This window comes from Silvibacterium bohemicum (genome assembly GCF_001006305.1).
GTDB lineage: Bacteria > Acidobacteriota > Terriglobia > Terriglobales > Acidobacteriaceae > Silvibacterium > Silvibacterium bohemicum.
In genome coordinates this window covers 835,713-854,304 of the sequence record NZ_LBHJ01000012.1, presented here as the reverse complement: position 1 = coordinate 854,304, position 18,592 = coordinate 835,713, and the positions used below count along the sequence as shown (strand labels likewise).

The following is an 18,592-nucleotide window of genomic DNA, read 5'->3' as shown; positions in this document are numbered from 1 at the left end:
GCGTAGCGAGTTTGGATGATTGACTGGCTGGCGCGTCATCGTGACTATTCTTTGGGATATTGCAATGCGAGAAGCCTTCGAACCCGCTCCGAGAGCGAATCGAGCTCCACGAGAGCGGATCGCAGATAGCTCTTCGCGTTGGGGCCGTCCAGGCTGGCCAAAAACATGGTGTTCGTCAGACTTTGAAGCGGATTGTTGATCTGATGCGCCATCTCATGGGCACGGTCGGTCGAAGCTTGCGCCCTCGCGATCTCGCGGGCTTTTTGATCGAGCTTCTGTTGCCGCATGATGACGCCTACATAATCAGACAGGCTCTTCAAAAGCTCGTAGTCGGGTAGCTCGAAGGCATCCCGGGAGGTGTGCGACACCGCCCAGATCGTTCCCCGAATCTGGTCCGCCTCCCAGGGGATGAGCATGCCGTCGGTGATGGGCTCCGCCTGAACCCCGAGGAAATCATAGTAAGGCTTGGTGACGCGATAGAGATGCGGTCTTCCGCTATCGAGACAGCTGCCGCAGGGACTGAAAAAACGCGGGGTACGACCCTGAAGATAGGCGGAGAAGGTTCCGGCAATGGCAACCCAGCGGAAGGTCGGCTTCCCCTCTTCATCCGGCTCTTGCAGACTGATTCCGGCGCTATCCGCGCCGCAACAGGTCATCGCCACGTTGACCAGTTCCTGCAGGACATCCGCAGGCCTGGACGCAAAGACTTCCGTGACCCGGCGAAGAGCATCGAAGGGTTGCTGGAAGTCTCTTTTTTTTCCGGTTCTGCCGAGAAACGCGGGATCACTGAGTAGATCTCGGAATTCCATCCCGGTGTCAGACATCGTCTGCAAGGGTGCCTCTCGTATATGGAGATCGTACTCGACGCTGGCTACTCCGAGCGAGAAGAAAGCGTCGCGGCAGTCTCGTTAAAGCTTAGAACAATCCCGCCTGCGTCTCTTCCGCCATGTAGTCGACGACGGCTTTCAGATCGCCGGTCTCTTCGAACTTCCTGAGCTGGCGGTCGGCTCCCGTGCCTTCGCGGAGGATGGTGTGAATGTACTGGATGGCTTCGCGGCTCTCGAGCTCATCGACCACTTCATCGACGAAGTCGATGTACTCGACGATCAGATTGCGCTCCGGAACCTCTGTCTCTTTGCCGAAATCGATAAGGTTGCCATCGAGGCCGTAGCGGACGGCCCGCCACTTGTTCTCCATGATGAGCGCCCGCGAATATTGCCGCCAATCCTGATTGCGCTCGTGGAGCAGGTGAAGCTTCGCTGCCGTGGCCTGGATCAGCGCGGCTATGGCCAGCGTCTCCTCGGCGCGCATGGGGATGTCGCAGACCCGCACTTCCACAGTGTTGAAGAAGGGATGCGGGCGAATGTCCCACCAGATCTTCTTGGCGTTATCCAGGCAATTGGTCTTGATGAGCAGGTTGATGAAGTTTTCGTACTCGCTGAAGCTGGCGAAGCTGTCGGGAATATTGGTGCGGGGAAATTTGTCGAAGACCTTGGCGCGATAGCTCTTGAGGCCGGTCTTTATGCCCCGCCAAAACGGCGAATTTGTCGAGAGCGCCAGGATGTGCGGCAGAAAGTAGCGCATCGAATTCATGATGCGAATCGCTGCTTCCCTGTCTTCCACGCCGACGTGGACGTGCAAGCCGAAGATGAGGTTGGCGCGGGCCACCAGCTGCAGGTCCTCGACCACGCGGGCATAGCGGGGGTCGGGATAGATCTCCTGCGAGCGCCAATCGGCAAAGGGATGCGTGGCTCCAGCCACCAGCATCAGATCGTGCTCGCGCGCGAGTCCAATCATCTGCCGCCGCAGGTCGTAGAGATCGAGCCGGGCGTCGCCGATGGTATGGCAGATGCGCGTGCCGACCTCGATCACCGACTGATGCATCTCGGCCTTGACGCGCTCTTCGAGCCGAAGCTTGCCCTTGGCCAGCATCTCGGTCGCGATATGCGAGCGCAGATCGCGGGTGACCGGGTCGACCGTCTGGTATTCCTCTTCGATGCCGATGGTGAAAGATGGCCGCATAGAGATTCGCCGTCAAAACCCGCGTTCAGAGCACATGCGCGTATCGCGCCGATGCCGTTCAGGAATTTGGTTGCGTCGATTCTACCTGCTCTGCGTCTTCCGGCTGGGCGGACTTGTCTTTTTTCGGCTTCGACGCTTCTTTCGCGGCCTTCTTCTTGTCGACCTTCTTGCTCGCTCCGGCCAGCAGGTCAAGCGCGTGCAGGGCAGAGGCCCCCGGCGCGGTTTTCGCCTTCTTCACCGCGAGATCCGCAACCGCCTGCACGATCCAATCGAAGCTTTCCTTACCGACCGAGTGAAGATCCGCATCCGGAGCGGGATTCATGAAGTCGATGGCGAAAGGCACGCCGTTTTCGACAGCGAATTCCACCGTGTTGAGATCGTAGCCGAGCGCCGCACAGAGAGTCAGAGCATCTTTCTCGACGCGCCTCAGTAATTTCTTGTTATAGGCGGGAGGATTCTGCAGATAGCGCTCATGATGCGGCAGCCGCGGATCATAAGGCATGATGCGCACCTTCTTCTGTCCCACGACATAGCAGCGGAAGTACTCGTTGAAATTGACGGCTCCCTGCAGCGTCATGCACAGATCGCGGCTCTGATCGTAGGCGCGAAAGAACTCTTCGCGATTGTGGACGTGATGAACATCGCGCCAGCCTCCGCCGTCGACGGGCTTGAGAAAAGCCGGAAAGCCGACGTATTCGAAGACCGCATCCCACTTCAGCGGATATTCGAGGTTGCGCATGGAGCGCTCGGTCGTTCCCTCCGGAAAATGTTTGTGCGGCAGGATAACGGTCGGCGGCACGGCCACGCCGAGCTTCGCGGCCAAGGTGTAGTTGAAGAACTTGTCGTCCGCCGACCACCAGAATGGATTGTTGATGATGGCGGTTCCATAGAGCGCGGCATGCTTGAGGAAGGCGCGATAGAACGGAATGTCGTGCGAGATGCGGTCGACGATCACGGCATAAGCAGGTGGCCGGTCGAGACGAACCGCGCCGACCTCGACGAACTCGGCCGAGATTCCATCGAGGTTCATGGAGTTGATGCGCTCCACCAGCGCGCCGGGAAAGGTGTTTTCCATGCCGAACAGAACGCCGATTTTCTTCACGTAAACCTTCCTTCAAGGAGAGGATTCGATCGTGCGGCAGGCCCATGATGCGCTCGTGCGAGCCCTTCTCACCTTAGCGTAGATGCAAGGGCGGGCGCAAAGGCAAATGCGCAAACGGAGAAGGAAGAAGTGCCCAGCGAAGAAACATCGGATTGAAATTCATCGACGCATTCACACAACTGCAAAAAAAACTAAAAAAGAGGAGAGCGGCGTGAACCGCTCTCCGTATTTAAAGCTGCTCTTCGTATTTCAAACCGCTCTCCCTTTTTATGTCTCCGCCTGCTCCGCGGCGCGGATGTACTCGATGACCGCCTCGCTCCAGCCATCGATGTGCGTCCACGGCCCGTAACCAACACCGTTGCGATAGCTGGCTACGTTGATCACGTAACCGCGGCCTCGCGGCGCAGGAGCATCAAGGTGAAATGTTCGCATCCTTCCCCACACGTGGCGGCTTGATATCAAGAGCAATTACAAATTTATTTTTTTATTTGTAACTATATTCGGCACATACTTTGCGAAGACTTCAGGCACATATTTCGCGAGATTCCAAGCGTTTGGAGATCTTTTTCAAATCAGAGCGCTGGGAACTTTCCCTGACCGTCGCGCGTAATTATTTCTGCGGTAGCTCGCTTTGCCTGGAAGTGATTCGGGAGTGGCCTTCGATGCTTAAGTTTTTGTTGTTCTGTTTGCTTCTCGTCCTGTGCTGGCCGCTGGCTTTGCTGGCGCTGGTGTTGTATCCGCTGGTGTGGCTCATCCTGTTGCCCTTCAGACTCATAGGGATTGTCGTGGGCGGCACGTTCGAACTGGTGGGAGCTTTGTTCATGCTTCCGGTTCGGTTGCTGCGGGAGGTTTAGACACGACCCACGTCTCAAAAGCGAGACATGGGCACCCGCACCCGTTACGCTGCACCCGGATTACTCCTCGGCCTTGCCGATGCGCGATTTCGCGTTCTGCATCCTGCCGATGGCCGGCACCATCTCTCCGGCCAATGCCAGACCGAAGGTCGGCATGTTCCCGTAGACCGCTTCGTATGCGCCTTCCTTCACCAGATAAGTTTCATGAAAGATGCCCACCGATCCATTGCCTCCCACCTTGCGATTGAACTCGGCCCAGGCGGGGAGATGCGCCAGATCGCGTGCGTGCGCATAGGCGTGCAGGTGCTCGAAGGATCGCCAGTACTGGACGACCATCACCGTCCGTCCGCTGAAGAAAGAATGAGCGTGGAGCAGCCCCATCTCCTTGTGCTGGAAGAGCTCTTTCAGCATCCTCGGCATGGCTCGCGAGACAGGAAGCCACTTGTGCACGAGCAGCAAGCGGTTGATCCGCATGCCGATGAGGAAGACGACGAAGTCGCCTTCGATCTTTACTGTGAATCGACCATTGTGGATCGCCGCCATTCGCAATCACCTCGATAGCAACACTCTATCGGCTTGGGTGAAAGAGGGAGTCTGCTTACCGAAATTCATTTTAAGGGCGGGTGCCCCATCCTTTGCGCACGGTTTTGGCGCGAAGGGTGGGAGACCACATCACTCATCCCGAAACTCGAAGAACTGTATGTGCTCTTTCAAAATCTGACCGATCCCCTCCCGGCTCCTCTCATAGAAATGAAAGCTGCTCCATCCCCAATCCGCGGGCGATGGACTAGGCCACGCCTGACCGGGTTTTCGTGCATGTAATGCAGTTTTTCGGCAGCCTTGTGTTCGGTCCGTACGTTGAAGTCGTAGAAACGCCGCTGCCAAACCTGGCCTTCCGTCCCTGGGGTCTCGTGCCGCTTCCTTGCAAATCTCTGTTTCACTACCTGGAGCGCCGTTGATGGGGAAATATCTGCGGGCCCGCCGATGAGCAGATGGAAGTGCTCAGGCATGACGACATACCCGCAAACTTGGAACTGGTGTTTGATCCGAGCTTCTTCAAGCGTCCGAAGAAACAGGTCGCGACTCGCGGAACTTCCGAGAAGCGGTTGCCGGTGATAACAGCTACACGTGATGAAGTGCAGATCGCTGACGCCATAGAATCGCGTGAGTCCCCGCGGCATAGCGCGAGTATAGAAACCTGAGGTTCAACTCCTACCGCGCCTTTTCCGGAACGGAGAAACCAAGGTGATGAGATCGCAGCTGATAGATATAAGGCGCTGTAGTCTCCCACCCTTCCGCGCAAGTGCCGCGCGAAAGGATGGGGCACCCGCATCTCGTGATCGAAATTCGTTTAAGCGCCAGCTTTACAGATATTCGTTCATCATCCGCGCCCAGGTGGGCCAGTCGTGGCTGTTCCAGGTATCCCAGATATAGAGGCGGTGAGGGATTCCCTTCTGCGTCATCAAATGAGCGAGGTGCTGATTGTCGCCTAAGCACTGGTCATCCCATCCCGTGCCTAACACGTAAGTATTGCGGCGGTAATGGTCGAAGTACCAGGGATCGCTGAGGTTAGGCAGGTATTGCGTGGGCGTGTTGAAGTACACATCGCTGTCGTGGTAGCCGCGCAGGAAGGCGCTCATGTCGAAGGCTCCGCTCATCGAGAGGCATCCGGTGAAGCGGTCGGGATGGCGCAAGGCGATGTTGACGGCGTGGTAGCCGCCGAAGCTGCATCCCAGAGTGGCCAGGTGCGGATTCCAGTTCTTCTGCCGTATCAGCGGAAGAACCTCCTCCATCACGTAGCTCTCATATTGAACGTGGCGCGCGATCCGCCAGTCCGGGCCTACGCTGCGGTTGTACCAGCTCTCGGCGTCGACGCTATCCAGGCAATAGAGCTGGATCTCTCCGTTGTCGATCTTGTGGGTAATAGCCCCGACCAGACCACGGTCTTCAAATTCGTAGAAGCGTCCCTGCGAAGTGGGAAAGACCACCATCGGCACACCGGCGTGGCCGAAAACGAGCAGTTCCATGTCGCGTCCCAGACGCGGCGACCACCATTTGTGATACTCGCGGTTCATCTTTTTCCACTCTCTGGGGATTCATCCCAGGTTTACATTCCTGTTACTGTAACAGGAGGTCCCGGGACGCGATCTTAGGCAATTTGGCCGCGATTCCGGCGTCGGCCAGATGGAAGCTGTTCCCCCGGAAGCGAGCGGAAGATAGCGTGCCTCGAGGAAAGAATTCTCGGCACCGGAAGAGAAGGCAAAGGTTGGGAACGCAGATTCGGGCGCAGGCAGAGATGGACTCAGGGTTGTTGCCGGTTTCTGCGCCAGATCAGGCCGGAATCGAAAGCATTCATCCGCGGCTTCGCCTTCACCCTCAATTCCACAGCCAATTTCTGCCCTCTGACCGGGATGTAACGGTCTACCTGCCGCCGGGCTACGACGAATCGCCCCAGCGGGCGTATCCCGTGCTTTATCTGCATGATGGGCAAAATCTATTCGATCCTCGCACATCTTTTGTTCCCTGCCGCACCTGGCGCGTGGCCGAAACTGCCGATGCGGTGATCGGCGCTGGAGAAGTGGAACCGCTGATTATTGTCGGGATCGCCAACGCCGGAGAGCAGCGGATCAACGAATACACTCCCACGCGCGACTGGCGGATGGGCGGAGGCGATGCGCAGCGCTATGGAGATCTGCTGGCCGGCGACCTGCTGCCGTTTATCGCAGATAATTATCGCGTTCTCGACGGCCCCCAGCACACCGGTCTGGGCGGATCGTCGCTCGGCGGCCTGGTGACCCTCTATCTTGGGCTGCGCCATCCCGGCGTCTTCGGTCGGCTGGCGGTGATGTCGCCATCGGTGTGGTGGAATCACAAGTCCATCGTGGCGTATGTAAACGAACGCGGGCCGGAGATCGTGAATAAGCCTCGCATCTGGCTGGATGTCGGCGACGCCGAGGGGCATCGCACATTGGCCGACGCCCAACTGCTGGAGCGCAAGCTCGAGGCCAACGGCTGGCGACTGGAGAGTGACCTGCACTTCGAGCGCGTCCACGGCGGAACGCACGACGAGGCGGCCTGGGCGGAACGGGTCGGGCCGATGCTGAAATTTTTGTTTAGGGGATAGGGTTTAAGCATAGGGGATAGGGTTTAGGGTGGAGGGTTTAGAGCTTAACCTTTCCGAAGTCCGTTCTGAAGAGGAGCATCGCTCGCTAACCGGCGTTGAGCGAATCGCTTTTTTGCCGCCGCTTTTTAGCCACCCGCTTCTTCGCTTCCCCCACATTTGCTATACTTAGCTGCTGGGAGTTCGTGTGCGCCGTGGCCATAGTCACCGCTGTTCCTTAGAACCGCCTCCCCAAAACAAGCAGCTTTGAAAGGATTTCCACTGTGTTGATGATTCGTCTGGCGCGCGTTGGCGCCCGCAAACAGCCTTACTACCGCGTTGTCGTCATCGAAAAAGACCGCGCACGCAACGGTCGCTCCATCGAGGTAGTCGGCACCTACAATCCGCGCACCAATCCCGCCTCGATCGATCTGAAGCGCGAGCGCATTGACTATTGGACCAGCAAGGGTGCGCAGTTTTCCGACCGCGTCGCCAAGCTGGTAGCGCAGCAGCCCGCAGCCGTAGCCGCCGCCTAAAGGGATGGCGCATGCCGCGCCCATCCATTGCGGAAAGTCTCGGTTGCATCCGCCCGTGAGCGTTCCATCGAACGCTTGCCTGCGTGGCGGAGAACATCGCTGACATTGTGATTCAGGTATCGGAAGCCCTTACCCATTCGGGAACATCTTTCTCATGGATGGGCGGTACTCGTGAATTCCTCTGTTTTCCATTCAAGGTTGCTGATAATATTGCGCGAGCCCTAGAGCGAAACACCCACGTCCTCAAGGGAGGCTAATGGAATGACGCAGCAGGAGCGGCCAGATAATATGCAGGAGCTGGTGACAGAAATCGCACGTGCTCTTGTGGATGAACCTGGCGCAGTAGTTGTTGAAGCAGTTGAGAGAGAAGAGAGCACGGTGTTGCGCCTACGCGTTGCCCCCAGCGATGTTGGCAAGGTCATCGGGAAGCAGGGTCGAACTGCACGCTCTATGCGAACCATTCTGGGCGCTGTCAGCATGAAGCACCATCACCGCTATACGCTTGACATACTCGAAGAAGACAAAAACGGAGCCTCAGGCGAATAGCACGGCGGAAGAATCGGGATGGGCCCTGCTCGCCCATCTTGTGCGCCCGCAAGGCCGCCACGGCGAAGTTCTGGCCGACATCCTCACTGACTTCCCCGAACGCTTTTCCGAACGCAAACGGCTCTTTCTGATTGCCTCTGAGAAAGACGCCTCTTCTGCGGCTCGAAACCGCCCTCCTCGCGAAATCACCCTCGAAAATCACTGGCTACACAAAGGCCGGATCGTCTTCAAGTTCGCAGGCATCGACTCCATCAATGATGCCGATACGTTGCGCGGCCTGGATGTTGCGATTCCCGCCAGCGAACGCGCTCCTCTTGATGACGGAGCTGTATATATCAGCGATCTGATCGGCTGCGAGCTTGTGGATCTGGCGAGTGCACGGGAAACCGCTATCGGCCGCGTTGTGAATGTGGATCGCGAAGCGTCGCTGCTGGTGGTTGAAAATGCCGATGGCGCCGAGCTTCTGATCCCCTTCACGCGCGCCTATCTCGAAAAGATGGACCTCGCCGCAAAGCGCATCGAGATGCGCCTGCCAACCGGACTACTCGATATCAATGCTCCGCTCTCCGAAGGCGAACGCGCCGAACAACGCGCGCAAGAGTCGGGCAAGAGCGAGTGAGGCTGGAAGAGCCGCAAATGCGCTTCGATATCATCACAATTTTTCCGGACTTCTTTCACGGCATTTTTGGCCACGGAGTTGTGAAGCGCGCGCTGACCAATGGCTTGATTGACGTCAGCCTGCACGACCTGCGCGGGTTCACCCACGACCGCCATCGCACCGTCGATGACCGTCCCTTTGGCGGTGGCGAGGGCATGGTGCTCAAGCCCGAGCCACTCATCGCTGCGGTGGAGTCGCTCGGTATCGCCCCCAAAGCAGAGCGTAGCTCGACTCGCGAGACAGTGATTCTGCTCTCGGCGCAGGGAGCGAGGTTCACGCAATCCGTGGCAAGGGAGCTGGCCGGTCTCGGCCGCGTCGTGCTGCTGTGCGGCCGCTACGAAGGCGTGGACGAGCGGGTCAATGAACTGGTCTGCGATCGCGAGCTTTCGATCGGCGACTACGTGCTCTCCGGCGGCGAGCTGGGTGCGGCAGTGATCGTGGATGCCATCATGCGGCTCATTCCCGGCGTATTGGGCAACGAAGATTCGAGCGCCTATGAGAGCTTTGGCCATGCCGACGCAACGTTCCCCAACGATCCGGACGGGCCGCCTCGAGCGACTCATGGATCGGGCGGCCTGCTCGACTACCCGCACTACACGCGGCCGGCCGAGTTTCGCGGGATGGCCGTACCCGAAGTGCTAAGCGGAGGGGATCATGCTGCGATCCGCAAATGGCGGCGCGAGCGCGCGCTCGAAAAAACACTGCGCAATCGCCCTGACCTCATTGAAAACGCAGATCTTTCCAAAGAAGACCAAGCATTGCTTCGCCGGCTTCAGGGAAAGTAGGCTGGCTCTTCACTATTCCGAGCGCAGGGCCTTCATCGGCTCGATCGAAGCGGCACGTCGCGCCGGAAGAAGCGCTGCCAGCAGACCGGCGAGCATCAATCCGACGGCCAGCGAGCCGAGCAGAAGACCTTCGTGCCCGAAGTGAATTACGGCAACGGAAGCGATCAGCTTTCTGGCCGCAACGGTGAGCAGAAAGCCCGCAGCGACACCACCCAACAAGAGCAGAGTGACCCGGCGCAGCACCATGGCCAGTACACCGCCGCGAGAGGCGCCCAGCGCCATGCGCACGCCGATGTCGCGGGTGCCAAGTTCCACCTCATGACTGATGAGGCCATAGAGTCCAATCATCGCCAGCAATGCGGCCAGCGAAGCAAAGATGCCGAAGAGCCAGCCCTCCATGCGCTGCATCACCAGCTCGTCGGAGATGATCTCGTCCATGGTTTCAGGCGTGCGGAAGGGCAACGTGGCGTCGACATCATGAAAGATCCCGCGCAGCGACGAGATCACGGCTTTGGGATCTCCTCCTGTGCGGACGATCAGGCTGCTGTTGAGCAGCATCTGCCCCTGATCTTTCGCTGACAGCTCCGAATACAACCAGTCCATCTCCGGCAGCGGAGCCTCCATCAGATCCTGCCGAACGTCGGTGACGACGCCGACGATTCCGGTCTTCTCATCCGCCTTGTCGCTGTCGTCGATATGCTGGCCTACCGGCACCAGCCCTTTGGGGATGAACTTCTTCACAAAGGCCTGATTGACGACCATGGTACCGGCCTTGTTCGAGGCAATGTCGGCAGCCGGCGACAGCCGGCGGCCCTGCACCAAGCGGATGCCCATGGCGTCGAAGTAGCCCTCGCTGACAAAGCGGTTCTCCGCCAGGGTGACTTCGTTCGGTGGATAGGGCGGCTGGCCGGTGACATGGATCTCGCTGTTCGATCCCCAACTCTGGATGGGCACCAGGTTGATGAGGCCTGCAGCGCGCACGCCGGGAATATGCGCGACGCGATCGAGCATGGGCTGGTAGAAGTCGGCCCAAATATTGCGGCCTTCGTAGCGGCCGGGGGAAAGGTCGATCTCCGCAGCCAGAATGTGTTTTGCGTCGAAACGCAGGTTCGCGTTGCGATATCCGCCGACCATGTGCAGCAGCACTCCGGCGACGGCCAGCAATACGAGAGACAACGCGACCTGGGTGACGATAAACCCGGAGCGAAGACGATGCTGGGCCTGCGCCGTGCCGGTATTACCGCCACTCTTGAGAGCACGGTTGGGATCGGCGCCGGACAGTCGCAGCGCCGGAGCCAGCGACGCTACAACACTGGTAAGGGTCGAGATGAGAACGGCGGCGATAAGCACCTGCGCATCGATGTGCACCTCCGAGCCGCGCGCAATCGCGTGAATCATGAACGTGCGCAATGCGGCCAGCAGTAGAGACGCGAACAATATCGCGCCTGCCGCGCCGAAGACGGCAAGGAGCAATCCCTCGGAGAGAACCTGGCGGATAATCCGGGAGCGGCTAGCACCCACGGCGGTCCGCAACGCCATCTCACGTTCACGCTTGACGCCCCTGGCCATCAGCAATCCTGCGACATTGATGCAGCCGATGAGCAGCACCGCCAGTACCGCAGCGGAAAGCGCCCAGAGGGCGCCGGAGGTCGAGCCGTTGACGCCATCTTCCACAGAGATCAGCTGAAGCCTGCGGCCCGCATCGGTGTCGGGGTAGGCACGACCCAGGTTGGCCATCACCGCATTCAGATCGGCCTGCGCCTGCTGGCGGGTAACGCCGGGCTTCAGGCGTCCGACGGTATGCAGCCAATGTGAGCCCCGCGAGTTTCCCCAGCGCACACTCAAAGGTATGTAGATGGCGCTGCTGGCGTTCAGAGGGTAGCGGAAGTCGGCGGGCATCACTCCGATGCAGGTGTAGGGCTTGCCATCCAACTGAACGGTGCGGCCGAGGACACTCGGGTCGCCTCCGAAGTTCGTCTGCCAGACCTGATAGCTGAGAACCACCACGCTGCCCTTGCCCGGCTGGTCCTCGCCGGCGCGAAAGGTGCGCCCGAGGATGGGATGAATGCCGAAGACATCGAAAAAATTGTCCGATCCTTCGACTGACTTCAGTGCCACAGGTCCGGAGGGCGTCTGCAGGTTAACTCCGTTCGCAGTCCACACGCCGGAAAGCGCCGCGAAACTATGATTTTGCCCTTGCACATCCTTGAAGCTGGCATAGGAAAAGGGCTGATTGTATCCCTCTTTAGCCAGGGTTTGCGGAGCATAGATCAACTCAGGATGGTCGTAGGGCAACGGACGCAGGAGAACAGCGTCGACCACGCTGAAGATAGCCGTCGCCGCTCCCGCTCCGAGAGCCAGGGTGAGCACGGCGATTAAAGTGAAGCCAGGCGACTTCCGGGCCAGGCGCAGAGCGTAGTGAATATCCTGAAGCAGAGTTGTCATGGGCTGGTTCCTAAAGATATGCACCCTACGCTGCAGCAATTGGGCATCCAGTTTACGGCCCGCAAATGCTCGGTATTTCGAAGGTTCTCGCGAAATGCCCTGTCCAGAACCGGACCCGGTGTTCGCAGGCGGACATCAGGGCATGAGATCCTGAACGAGCCAGCGATTTGTCCTGCTTGCTGCAGGAAATCCGTCGAGAAATACTGGCCGTAGCGGGTACGCAATCGGCGCAATTCCGTGTAAACTAAAAGTTCTGAATCAAGAGCCAGGAAAGCACTATGTCTATTCATCCAGTAATGCAGCGGCTTGCCGACAAACTCAATCGTACCGATCTGCCCGCGTTCGTCGCAGGCGACACGGTGCGCGTGCAAGTCAAGATCAAGGAAGGCGATAAAGAACGCCTCCAGGCCTTCGAAGGCATTGTCATTGCGCGCAAGAACGGCGCGCAGGGCAGCTTCACGGTTCGTAAGATGAGCTTCGGCCACGGCGTCGAGCGCATCTTCCCCTTCAACTCCAAGGTCGTCGACAAGGTGGAGAAGATTCGCTCGGCTCGCGTTCGCCGCGCCAAGCTCTTCTACCTTCGCGGACTGCGCGGCAAGGCCGCCCGTCTCAAAGAAGTCGAGCGCACCTAGGACCGGTTTCTTTCAAACGCCCCGGTTTGCGCCGGGGCGTTTGTGCGTGTCTAGAAGGACTTGCCGTCCAGGCATACGCGCTTCGCGCCATTTGAGGGCCGGGTCTGGTCGGTTCTTCAAAGCCTGAAGAACCGACGAAGATTCATCTGGGCGTCCGGATTTTTTTTTGTTCTGGCGACGCGAAGCGTGGACGCCCATGCGGCCAGCATCGGATTACACTCGAAGAGATGGCGCGGACCTTTCAGTTGAAGCCAGGACCATCGGCTGCCGAGGCCACTGCGGGACGCCGGAATGCGGATGTCTCCGCTGCTACGCGCAAGCTCCGCATGCTGCGCACCTTGGTCTGCGGCAATAAATACGAAAAAGCTGCCCGCGCGCAAGGCGCTGTGCACATTGCCGGCGTGGATGAGGTGGGGCGCGGATCGCTCTTCGGTCCGGTCGTTGCTGCGGCCGTCATTCTCCCGCCCGACACTCGCATTCAAGGACTGCGCGATTCGAAGCAGCTGGAGCGCGAAGACCGCGAGCGGCTGGCTGATGTGGTCGAGCGCAAGGCTCTGGCGATGGCCATCGAAGAAGTCGACGCCCAAACCATCGACCGCATCAACATCTACCAGGCTACGCGGCTGGCCATGACCACGGCTGTTCTCAAGCTCACGCTCGCACCCGATCACCTGTTGATCGACGCCATGCGCCTGGACTTGAGTCAGGATCGGGGCCACGGACGACAAGGCGAAGACCGCACCTGCACTCAGACCAGCATCATCTACGGCGATTCACTCTCGATCTCCATTGCCGCCGCGTCGGTGGTGGCCAAGGTCTATCGCGACCGGCGCATGTGCGAGCTGCACGAGCAGTATCCGCAGTACGGATTGGCTTCTCACAAGGGCTACAGCACGCCCGAGCATCTGGCCGCGCTCGAGAAGCATGGTCCGTCGCCGCTGCATCGCAAAACCTTTCGGCCGGTGGCCCAGGCCTCGCTGCCCTGGGACGAACTATTCCATGGAGCGGAAATACCGGCCGCCGGCGATGCCATTCCGGATGACATTCTTGCCGAGCAGGCGATGGAAAACCAGATCATCAACGAGTCCATTGTCGATGAGGCCATTGGCGGCGAACCGCTCGCTGCGCTGCTTGACGAGCCCCTCGAAACGGAAATGACGCTCGAAGAGGCCGGCGAGGGGATTCTTATAGATTCTCTCGAACCCGGTCCACTTCCCTGCTGAGGAGCCTGCTTGCCTTTTCGACTGCTATGCATCACCGCCCATCCTGACGACGAAAGTGCCGGCTTCGGTGGCGCACTGCTGATGGCAAATCGTGGAGGCATCGAGACCTATCTGCTTTGCCTCACCGACGGACAGGCGGCCCATTTTCGCGGTGAGACCGCGGACGCTGCGGATCTCGGCCTACGCCGCCGTGCCGAACTGGCCGAGGCTTGCGAACTGCTGGGCATCACCGATTATGAGGTTCTGCATTATCCCGACGGTGCGCTGCTGAAGCAGGATATTCACGAAATGACGGGCACCATCGTCGAGCGCATTCGCAGGCTGCGCCCGCAGGTCATCCTGACCTTCGGAGGAGACGGCAACGTCAACCTGCATCGCGATCACACCGTGGTCTGCATGGCGGCGACGGCGGCCTTTCACTGGGCGGCCCGCGGCATTTATTTTCCCGAGCAGCTAGAGCAAGGGCTTGCGCCCTATGCTCCGCAAAAGCTCTATTACCTCAGCACGCAGTTCATCTCCGTTCGCGACCAACCGGAGCTGGAGTCGCTGCCAACTGTTCCCTATTCGCTGACTCTGGAATTAGGCGAGCTGGCGGACAAGAAGAACGAGGCGTTTGCCAGACATAGCTCGCAGGCTGGAGTGCTCGGACGCGTGCAAAGCTTCATCGACCAGCACAAGATGACGGAACGCTATCTTCTGGTCGCGGCGCCGGGACAGATCGAAGTGGGCTCCGATGACGGATTGTTTGCCGGCGTCACTCCGGATTAGAAGAGCCGCGCGCCTGAGCCCGGCTTACTTCTTCTTTGCTGCCCGCTGGGCGTGGGCTGCGGAGTTGGCTGCCACCGCTGCGCGGATGAGTTGCTGGAATGCAGCTTCGTCGATCTTCTCCCCTTCGCGCAGGTCGATTGCACGCCGTACATTTCCTTCGAGGCTGGAGTTGAAGAGCTTCTTTGGATCTTTGAGGGCGGCACCGCGTGCGAAGGTTAGCTTTACGACCTGCTTGTACGATTCCCCTGTGCAGACGATGCCATCGTGGGACCAGACGGGAACTCCCCTCCATTTCCACTCCTCCTGAATTTCGGGATCGGTGTCGTGAATGAGCTGGCGGAGATGCGCGAGAGTTTCTCCTCTCCAATCGCCCAGCTCCTGAATCCGCTGGGTGATGTTGGCCGAAGCGGCCTCACTGCTTGGATGACTTGTCGGCTTCATGTTCCCTCCAATCGTATGTTTCGCCGGCCAGCCCGATGGCGGCAGGCGTCTTGTCAGGCCGGTCGCTTTGGGAAAAGCCGCCAGAGTAAATGGCCTTTCCACATTAACAATCCCGTCAGGACCATGAGAGGAAAGAAGACGAACCGGGTTGGACGCGCGTACTGGGGAAGCTTTTCAAACGGGCTATAGATGTATCCGTAGATCGGAATGCTGATGACGATGTGAATCCAGCGAAGAACCGAACGTGAGAGGACATTTGCTCTCATAATCAAGCCTCCTTTTCGCTGCCGGTATTATTCGAGCCCGGCGACAACCCGTTCCAGACCGCCCATGAACTTCTGCCATCCGTACTGCGCGCCCTTGTAGTTGTCCTCTTGATCGGGACGGAAGCCGGACTGCTCCATGCGCACATGAGTGCCCGCAGGGGTCGGCGTCAGCGTGAACAGGACGATGCTCTCCATCCCTAATGTGCCCCAGGTGTAGGAAAGAGTGCGGAGCGGCTCCACGACGAGAACCTGGCAGTCGATGACACCGTTCCAGTTCGGCACCGGGTCCATGCGCAGGCTGAAGGAGTGCCCGGCGACAGGCTGAAAGTCGTTCTTCATCAGCCATTGCTCAATCAACGAGCTTTCGGTGAGGGCTCGCCACACTTTCTCCGGCGGGTGAGGGAACTCTTTCTCCACGACTACGGAACGGGTAGAGGAATCAGGTGTCGTCATTTGTCCATCCTTTCCAAGAGGTCTTCGAGGCGAGCGAATTTGTTTTGCCAGAATGCGCCATAGTGGCCGATCCAGTCTACGAGCGGCGCGAGTGCTTGCGGCTGAGCGCTGTAGTGGGTCTCGCGGCCCTGGCGGCGATTGCGAACCAGTTTGGCACGCTTCAGAGCCGAGAGGTGCTTCGAGACCATGGGCTGAGAGACGCCTGCATGCTCGGTCAGGGCATGGACGGTCTGGTCTCCGTCGCGGGTGAGCCGCTCGAAGATGGCTCGGCGAGTGGGATCGGCCAGGGCCTTGAAGACATTGTCTGTAGAACTTCGCACGAAGAAACCATAACCATTCGGTTATGGTTTGTCAACCGCGGTTTTTGATTGGTTTTCTCTCCGAATAAGAGTGCATCGTCGCCGATGCACTCCTGTAACCACGGCTGATTTCGGACGGACCATTATGCCGAGAAAGAAGGACTGGCTGGTCCGAACCTGCTCAGTGCATTTGAAACTCGGGCGATCCGAGGATCAATGCGGTCATCGTATCGAGCGACTGGGTGGGATCGGCCAATGCTTGAGACTGGTTTTGAGCCGCATTTGACGGTCCCGGGCTGGGCTGAGCTGCGCTGGACTGCTGCATTCCGGATTGCATGCCCGATTGCATGGAATCGCTCTGAGAGGAACCCATTGCAGGGTTTTGACTAACAGCCGGCGCAGCGCCTGCTGCCATATCGGGAGTGGCCGATCCGCTAAGTTCGCGGCGAATCACGGCGTTGGTCTTTTCCGATACCTGGCTGCCGATCAGCATGCCTTCCATCAGCTTGAGCGCTTCGTCCTGGCCGCTGGGCAGCCCAGACGCGGTCATGGCGATCGACTCGGTTCGTCCGCTGCTATGCAGCGACGACGGCGATGCAGCAGGTTTCGCCAATATGCCTTCGGCAAGCAGGCGGGGCCCATCGAAGTGAATGCCTCCAACCTTGCTGTTGGCGAACTGCATGGAGAAGTTCAGGCGGTCGACCAGGGCGCCGGAGTTCATCCAGTGATCGGCGGTGGTGGGATAGCCGGTGGGCGGCTGCATCTGGTAAAGCGGCTCGCCCATGCGGGCGAGGACCTGGACCACGGCCATGGGATTGGACGGATTAGTATCGGTGGCGCGGAAGACCGAGGCGACGAATTCGAGCGGCGTCTTGAGCTGGTTGCGGTAGTACTTCTGCGAATTGAATTCGGGCGAGTGCACCATGGTGCGCAGGATCTCTTTGATGTCGCCGCCTGTCGCCAGATATGTCTTGGCCATGCTGTCGACCAGCGCCGGCGGCGGATCGTCGGCCACGAAGCGCTGGGCCAGCTTGTAGCTGATGAAGTGCGCGGTCTGCGGCTGCGCTGCCAGCCACAGCAGCGCCTGCTGGCCTTCGAGATAGCCGTTGTCCTGCATGGTCTGCCCGAACCACTTGACCGAGCCCGGCTCGTGTTTGCGCGGATCGAAGACGAATCCACCGCCCTGCTGCGGATTGTCGATGGTCCAGCCGGTGAAGATCTTCGCCAGGTTCGTTACGTCGGCCTGGGTGTAGCCGCCATCCACGCCGACGGTGTGCAGTTCCATCACCTCGCGGCCATAGTTCTCGTTCAATCCCTTCTGCGCCTGCTTCTTGTTGGGCTTGCCTGCCGCGATGGAATCGGGGCCGATGCTCGACCAGTTGTCGAGATAGAAGAGCATGGCAGGATGCTGCGCCGTGGCCAGCAGCAGATCGCTGAACTTGCCCAGAGCGTGGGCACGAATGGCATCGCGCTCATAGGTGGGTGTGTACCACTGCGTCGCCTGCTTGCGTATGTCGACATTGAAGTGGTTAAACCAGAAGTCAGTCATCACCTCGAGCAGCTGGCGCTCGCTCAGCACAGCGCGGAGTATCTTGGCCTGCTGCAGCTCGCTGTCGATGATCTTGATGCCGTCTACGCCTCCACCCATGAGGGCGAAGACTTCTTTCTGACGCGGATTGAGGTCGTTGAGCAGCAGCGTCTTCTGGGGCTCGGGAACGAACTCGGCGAGCAGGGCGCGCTGTTCGGGCGGCAGCTTCAGGATGGTGGACATGCGCTGGTCTTTGGGATTCGACAGTACCTGATCGGCGAGCACCTGCGCCTGCAGCTGCGATTGTTGGCGCTGCTCCTTCTTCTGCGCGTCGGTCATCTCGGGAGCCGCGTTGCCCATCGCCTGCTTGGCCTTCTGTTCGGCCTCTCCCCGATTGATCTTCATGGTCAGCACTTCATACACCGACGCCAGGGCAGGGTCGGCGGGCATAGGCCGCTTGCCGTTGGCAGTCTGGCGAATGATCTGGTCCGAAGGAAACTGCACCAGAAGATCGCTCGGGGCGAGATAGAGCGAGGGGAACTCGGACAGACGCCGGTCGCAAACCGGATCAGGAATGCTCTGCAGATTGAGTTGCCGTTCGAACCAGGCGTCGGGGCCCATTTTGAGCACGGCATCGATGTCGCCGGGGCGCGCCCCGAAGGTGAGGCGGTCGAGCAGCTGAACGGCACGCTGCTGCTGATCGAGGGGCGGCAGCGGCTCCGGCGCGTGGGCAGTGGAGTGGGTCGGCTTGGCCTTGTGGTCCGCCGGTTTGATCTGAGTCTGGCTTTGCTGAGACTGAGCGCTTGCAATCAGCGCAGCCGTAAGCGGAAGAAGGGCGGCCAGTCGGCTTAGAGATAGAAAGCGCATAGGTTCCTCGGGAGAGGGTCCAAACAGGATCCTGACGCCAGAATAGACCCTAATCGCGGGGAGTTAG

Annotated in this window: 21 protein-coding genes; 9 read left to right on the top strand and 12 right to left on the bottom strand. The window is 59.3% G+C overall.

The window, feature by feature from the left end; translation table 11 throughout:
- Positions 1–44: 44 nt before the first annotated feature.
- From XX99_RS19820 to XX99_RS27380, 4 genes are all read right to left on the bottom strand, one after another.
- Positions 45–833 carry a GAF domain-containing protein gene (locus XX99_RS19820; RefSeq protein ID WP_197081910.1) on the bottom strand — a complete coding sequence of 263 codons (789 nt, stop codon included), beginning with the start codon at positions 831–833 and terminating at the stop codon, positions 45–47.
- 82 nt (positions 834–915) lie between these two features.
- Complete coding sequence (locus XX99_RS19815) at positions 916–2,022, bottom strand: carboxylate-amine ligase (RefSeq protein ID WP_050061073.1); 1,107 nt, start codon at positions 2,020–2,022, stop codon at positions 916–918.
- Between the two features lie 58 nt (positions 2,023–2,080).
- Positions 2,081–3,124 carry an ATP-grasp domain-containing protein gene (locus XX99_RS19810; protein ID WP_050061072.1) on the bottom strand — a complete coding sequence of 348 codons (1,044 nt, stop codon included), beginning with the start codon at positions 3,122–3,124 and terminating at the stop codon, positions 2,081–2,083.
- Between the two features lie 267 nt (positions 3,125–3,391).
- Positions 3,392–3,556 carry a hypothetical protein gene (locus XX99_RS27380; protein ID WP_231581510.1) on the bottom strand — a complete coding sequence of 55 codons (165 nt, stop codon included), beginning with the start codon at positions 3,554–3,556 and terminating at the stop codon, positions 3,392–3,394.
- A 122-nt stretch (positions 3,557–3,678) separates the two neighbouring features.
- On the opposite strand from XX99_RS27380, the gene XX99_RS28500 reads away from it, so the two are divergent.
- The gene (locus tag XX99_RS28500; RefSeq protein ID WP_311732241.1) at positions 3,679–3,978 is read left to right on the top strand and encodes a hypothetical protein; all 300 of its coding nucleotides are present in this window, start codon (positions 3,679–3,681) and stop codon (positions 3,976–3,978) included.
- A 60-nt stretch (positions 3,979–4,038) separates the two neighbouring features.
- Here the strand turns inward: XX99_RS28500 and XX99_RS19800 are convergent, their stop codons facing one another.
- The 3 genes from XX99_RS19800 to XX99_RS19790 form a co-directional block, all read right to left on the bottom strand.
- Positions 4,039–4,521: a DUF4188 domain-containing protein gene (locus XX99_RS19800; protein ID WP_050061071.1), complete on the bottom strand. Its 483-nt coding sequence runs from the start codon at positions 4,519–4,521 to the stop codon at positions 4,039–4,041.
- 167 nt (positions 4,522–4,688) lie between these two features.
- Positions 4,689–5,159, bottom strand: a complete 471-nt coding sequence (locus XX99_RS28700) for an REP-associated tyrosine transposase (RefSeq protein ID WP_050061070.1) — start codon at positions 5,157–5,159, stop codon at positions 4,689–4,691.
- A gap of 183 nt (positions 5,160–5,342) precedes the next feature.
- Positions 5,343–6,053 carry an esterase family protein gene (locus tag XX99_RS19790; protein WP_050061069.1) on the bottom strand — a complete coding sequence of 237 codons (711 nt, stop codon included), beginning with the start codon at positions 6,051–6,053 and terminating at the stop codon, positions 5,343–5,345.
- Positions 6,054–6,244: 191 nt separating this feature from the next.
- On the opposite strand from XX99_RS19790, the gene XX99_RS19785 reads away from it, so the two are divergent.
- The 5 genes from XX99_RS19785 to trmD all read left to right on the top strand — a co-directional run bounded on the left by XX99_RS19785 (position 6,245) and on the right by trmD (position 9,603).
- On the top strand, positions 6,245–7,102 hold the full coding sequence (locus XX99_RS19785) for an alpha/beta hydrolase (protein ID WP_050061068.1): 858 nt from the start codon (positions 6,245–6,247) through the stop codon (positions 7,100–7,102).
- A gap of 266 nt (positions 7,103–7,368) precedes the next feature.
- Positions 7,369–7,614, top strand: coding sequence for a 30S ribosomal protein S16 (gene rpsP / locus XX99_RS19780; protein ID WP_050061067.1), 246 nt, complete (start codon positions 7,369–7,371; stop codon positions 7,612–7,614).
- 261 nt (positions 7,615–7,875) lie between these two features.
- Positions 7,876–8,160, top strand: a complete 285-nt coding sequence (locus tag XX99_RS19775) for a KH domain-containing protein (RefSeq protein WP_197081909.1) — start codon at positions 7,876–7,878, stop codon at positions 8,158–8,160.
- A complete protein-coding gene (rimM, locus tag XX99_RS19770) occupies positions 8,117–8,779 on the top strand; it encodes a ribosome maturation factor RimM (RefSeq protein ID WP_082125735.1) in 663 nt (220 codons plus the stop codon). Before XX99_RS19775 ends, rimM begins: the two co-directional genes overlap by 44 nt.
- A gap of 17 nt (positions 8,780–8,796) precedes the next feature.
- The gene (gene trmD, locus XX99_RS19765; protein WP_050061065.1) at positions 8,797–9,603 is read left to right on the top strand and encodes a tRNA (guanosine(37)-N1)-methyltransferase TrmD; all 807 of its coding nucleotides are present in this window, start codon (positions 8,797–8,799) and stop codon (positions 9,601–9,603) included.
- Positions 9,604–9,615: 12 nt separating this feature from the next.
- Here trmD and XX99_RS19760 read toward each other — a convergent pair whose 3' ends face one another.
- Positions 9,616–12,048: an ABC transporter permease gene (locus XX99_RS19760; RefSeq protein WP_050061064.1), complete on the bottom strand. Its 2,433-nt coding sequence runs from the start codon at positions 12,046–12,048 to the stop codon at positions 9,616–9,618.
- A gap of 278 nt (positions 12,049–12,326) precedes the next feature.
- On the opposite strand from XX99_RS19760, the gene rplS reads away from it, so the two are divergent.
- The 3 genes from rplS to XX99_RS19745 all read left to right on the top strand — a co-directional run bounded on the left by rplS (position 12,327) and on the right by XX99_RS19745 (position 14,671).
- Positions 12,327–12,680, top strand: a complete 354-nt coding sequence (rplS, locus tag XX99_RS19755) for a 50S ribosomal protein L19 (protein ID WP_050061063.1) — start codon at positions 12,327–12,329, stop codon at positions 12,678–12,680.
- A gap of 227 nt (positions 12,681–12,907) precedes the next feature.
- Positions 12,908–13,903: a ribonuclease HII gene (locus tag XX99_RS19750; protein WP_082125734.1), complete on the top strand. Its 996-nt coding sequence runs from the start codon at positions 12,908–12,910 to the stop codon at positions 13,901–13,903.
- Positions 13,904–13,912: 9 nt separating this feature from the next.
- Positions 13,913–14,671 (top strand): PIG-L family deacetylase, encoded by a 759-nt coding sequence (locus XX99_RS19745; RefSeq protein WP_050061062.1) that lies wholly within the window; start codon positions 13,913–13,915, stop codon positions 14,669–14,671.
- Positions 14,672–14,695: 24 nt separating this feature from the next.
- On the opposite strand, the gene XX99_RS19740 is transcribed toward XX99_RS19745, so the two are convergent.
- The 4 genes from XX99_RS19740 to XX99_RS19720 all read right to left on the bottom strand — a co-directional run bounded on the left by XX99_RS19740 (position 14,696) and on the right by XX99_RS19720 (position 18,525).
- A complete protein-coding gene (locus XX99_RS19740; RefSeq protein WP_050061061.1) occupies positions 14,696–15,112 on the bottom strand; it encodes a DUF1801 domain-containing protein in 417 nt (138 codons plus the stop codon).
- A gap of 293 nt (positions 15,113–15,405) precedes the next feature.
- Positions 15,406–15,831, bottom strand: coding sequence for an SRPBCC family protein (locus XX99_RS19730; protein WP_050061059.1), 426 nt, complete (start codon positions 15,829–15,831; stop codon positions 15,406–15,408).
- Positions 15,828–16,151: an ArsR/SmtB family transcription factor gene (locus XX99_RS19725; RefSeq protein WP_050061058.1), complete on the bottom strand. Its 324-nt coding sequence runs from the start codon at positions 16,149–16,151 to the stop codon at positions 15,828–15,830. The genes XX99_RS19730 and XX99_RS19725 overlap by 4 nt, the downstream gene beginning before the upstream one ends.
- 160 nt (positions 16,152–16,311) lie before the next feature.
- On the bottom strand, positions 16,312–18,525 hold the full coding sequence (locus XX99_RS19720) for a DUF1800 domain-containing protein (protein WP_050061057.1): 2,214 nt from the start codon (positions 18,523–18,525) through the stop codon (positions 16,312–16,314).
- Positions 18,526–18,592 lie beyond the last annotated feature (67 nt).

Bases quoted from the DNA above. Each gene is read 5' to 3' on its own strand.
- XX99_RS19815 (WP_050061073.1), bottom strand. From the start codon at position 2,022: ATGCGGCCATCTTTCACCATCGGCATCGAAGAGGAATACCAGACGGTC.
- XX99_RS27380 (WP_231581510.1), bottom strand. From the start codon at position 3,556: ATGCGAACATTTCACCTTGATGCTCCTGCGCCGCGAGGCCGCGGTTAC.
- XX99_RS19800 (WP_050061071.1), bottom strand. From the start codon at position 4,521: ATGGCGGCGATCCACAATGGTCGATTCACAGTAAAGATCGAAGGCGAC.
- XX99_RS28700 (WP_050061070.1), bottom strand. From the start codon at position 5,159: ATGCCGCGGGGACTCACGCGATTCTATGGCGTCAGCGATCTGCACTTC.
- XX99_RS19790 (WP_050061069.1), bottom strand. From the start codon at position 6,053: ATGAACCGCGAGTATCACAAATGGTGGTCGCCGCGTCTGGGACGCGAC.
- rpsP (WP_050061067.1), top strand. From the start codon at position 7,369: ATGATTCGTCTGGCGCGCGTTGGCGCCCGCAAACAGCCTTACTACCGC.
- XX99_RS19775 (WP_197081909.1), top strand. From the start codon at position 7,876: ATGACGCAGCAGGAGCGGCCAGATAATATGCAGGAGCTGGTGACAGAA.
- trmD (WP_050061065.1), top strand. From the start codon at position 8,797: ATGCGCTTCGATATCATCACAATTTTTCCGGACTTCTTTCACGGCATT.
- XX99_RS19760 (WP_050061064.1), bottom strand. From the start codon at position 12,048: ATGACAACTCTGCTTCAGGATATTCACTACGCTCTGCGCCTGGCCCGG.
- rplS (WP_050061063.1), top strand. From the start codon at position 12,327: ATGTCTATTCATCCAGTAATGCAGCGGCTTGCCGACAAACTCAATCGT.
- XX99_RS19750 (WP_082125734.1), top strand. From the start codon at position 12,908: ATGGCGCGGACCTTTCAGTTGAAGCCAGGACCATCGGCTGCCGAGGCC.
- XX99_RS19740 (WP_050061061.1), bottom strand. From the start codon at position 15,112: ATGAAGCCGACAAGTCATCCAAGCAGTGAGGCCGCTTCGGCCAACATC.
- XX99_RS19730 (WP_050061059.1), bottom strand. From the start codon at position 15,831: ATGACGACACCTGATTCCTCTACCCGTTCCGTAGTCGTGGAGAAAGAG.
- XX99_RS19720 (WP_050061057.1), bottom strand. From the start codon at position 18,525: ATGCGCTTTCTATCTCTAAGCCGACTGGCCGCCCTTCTTCCGCTTACG.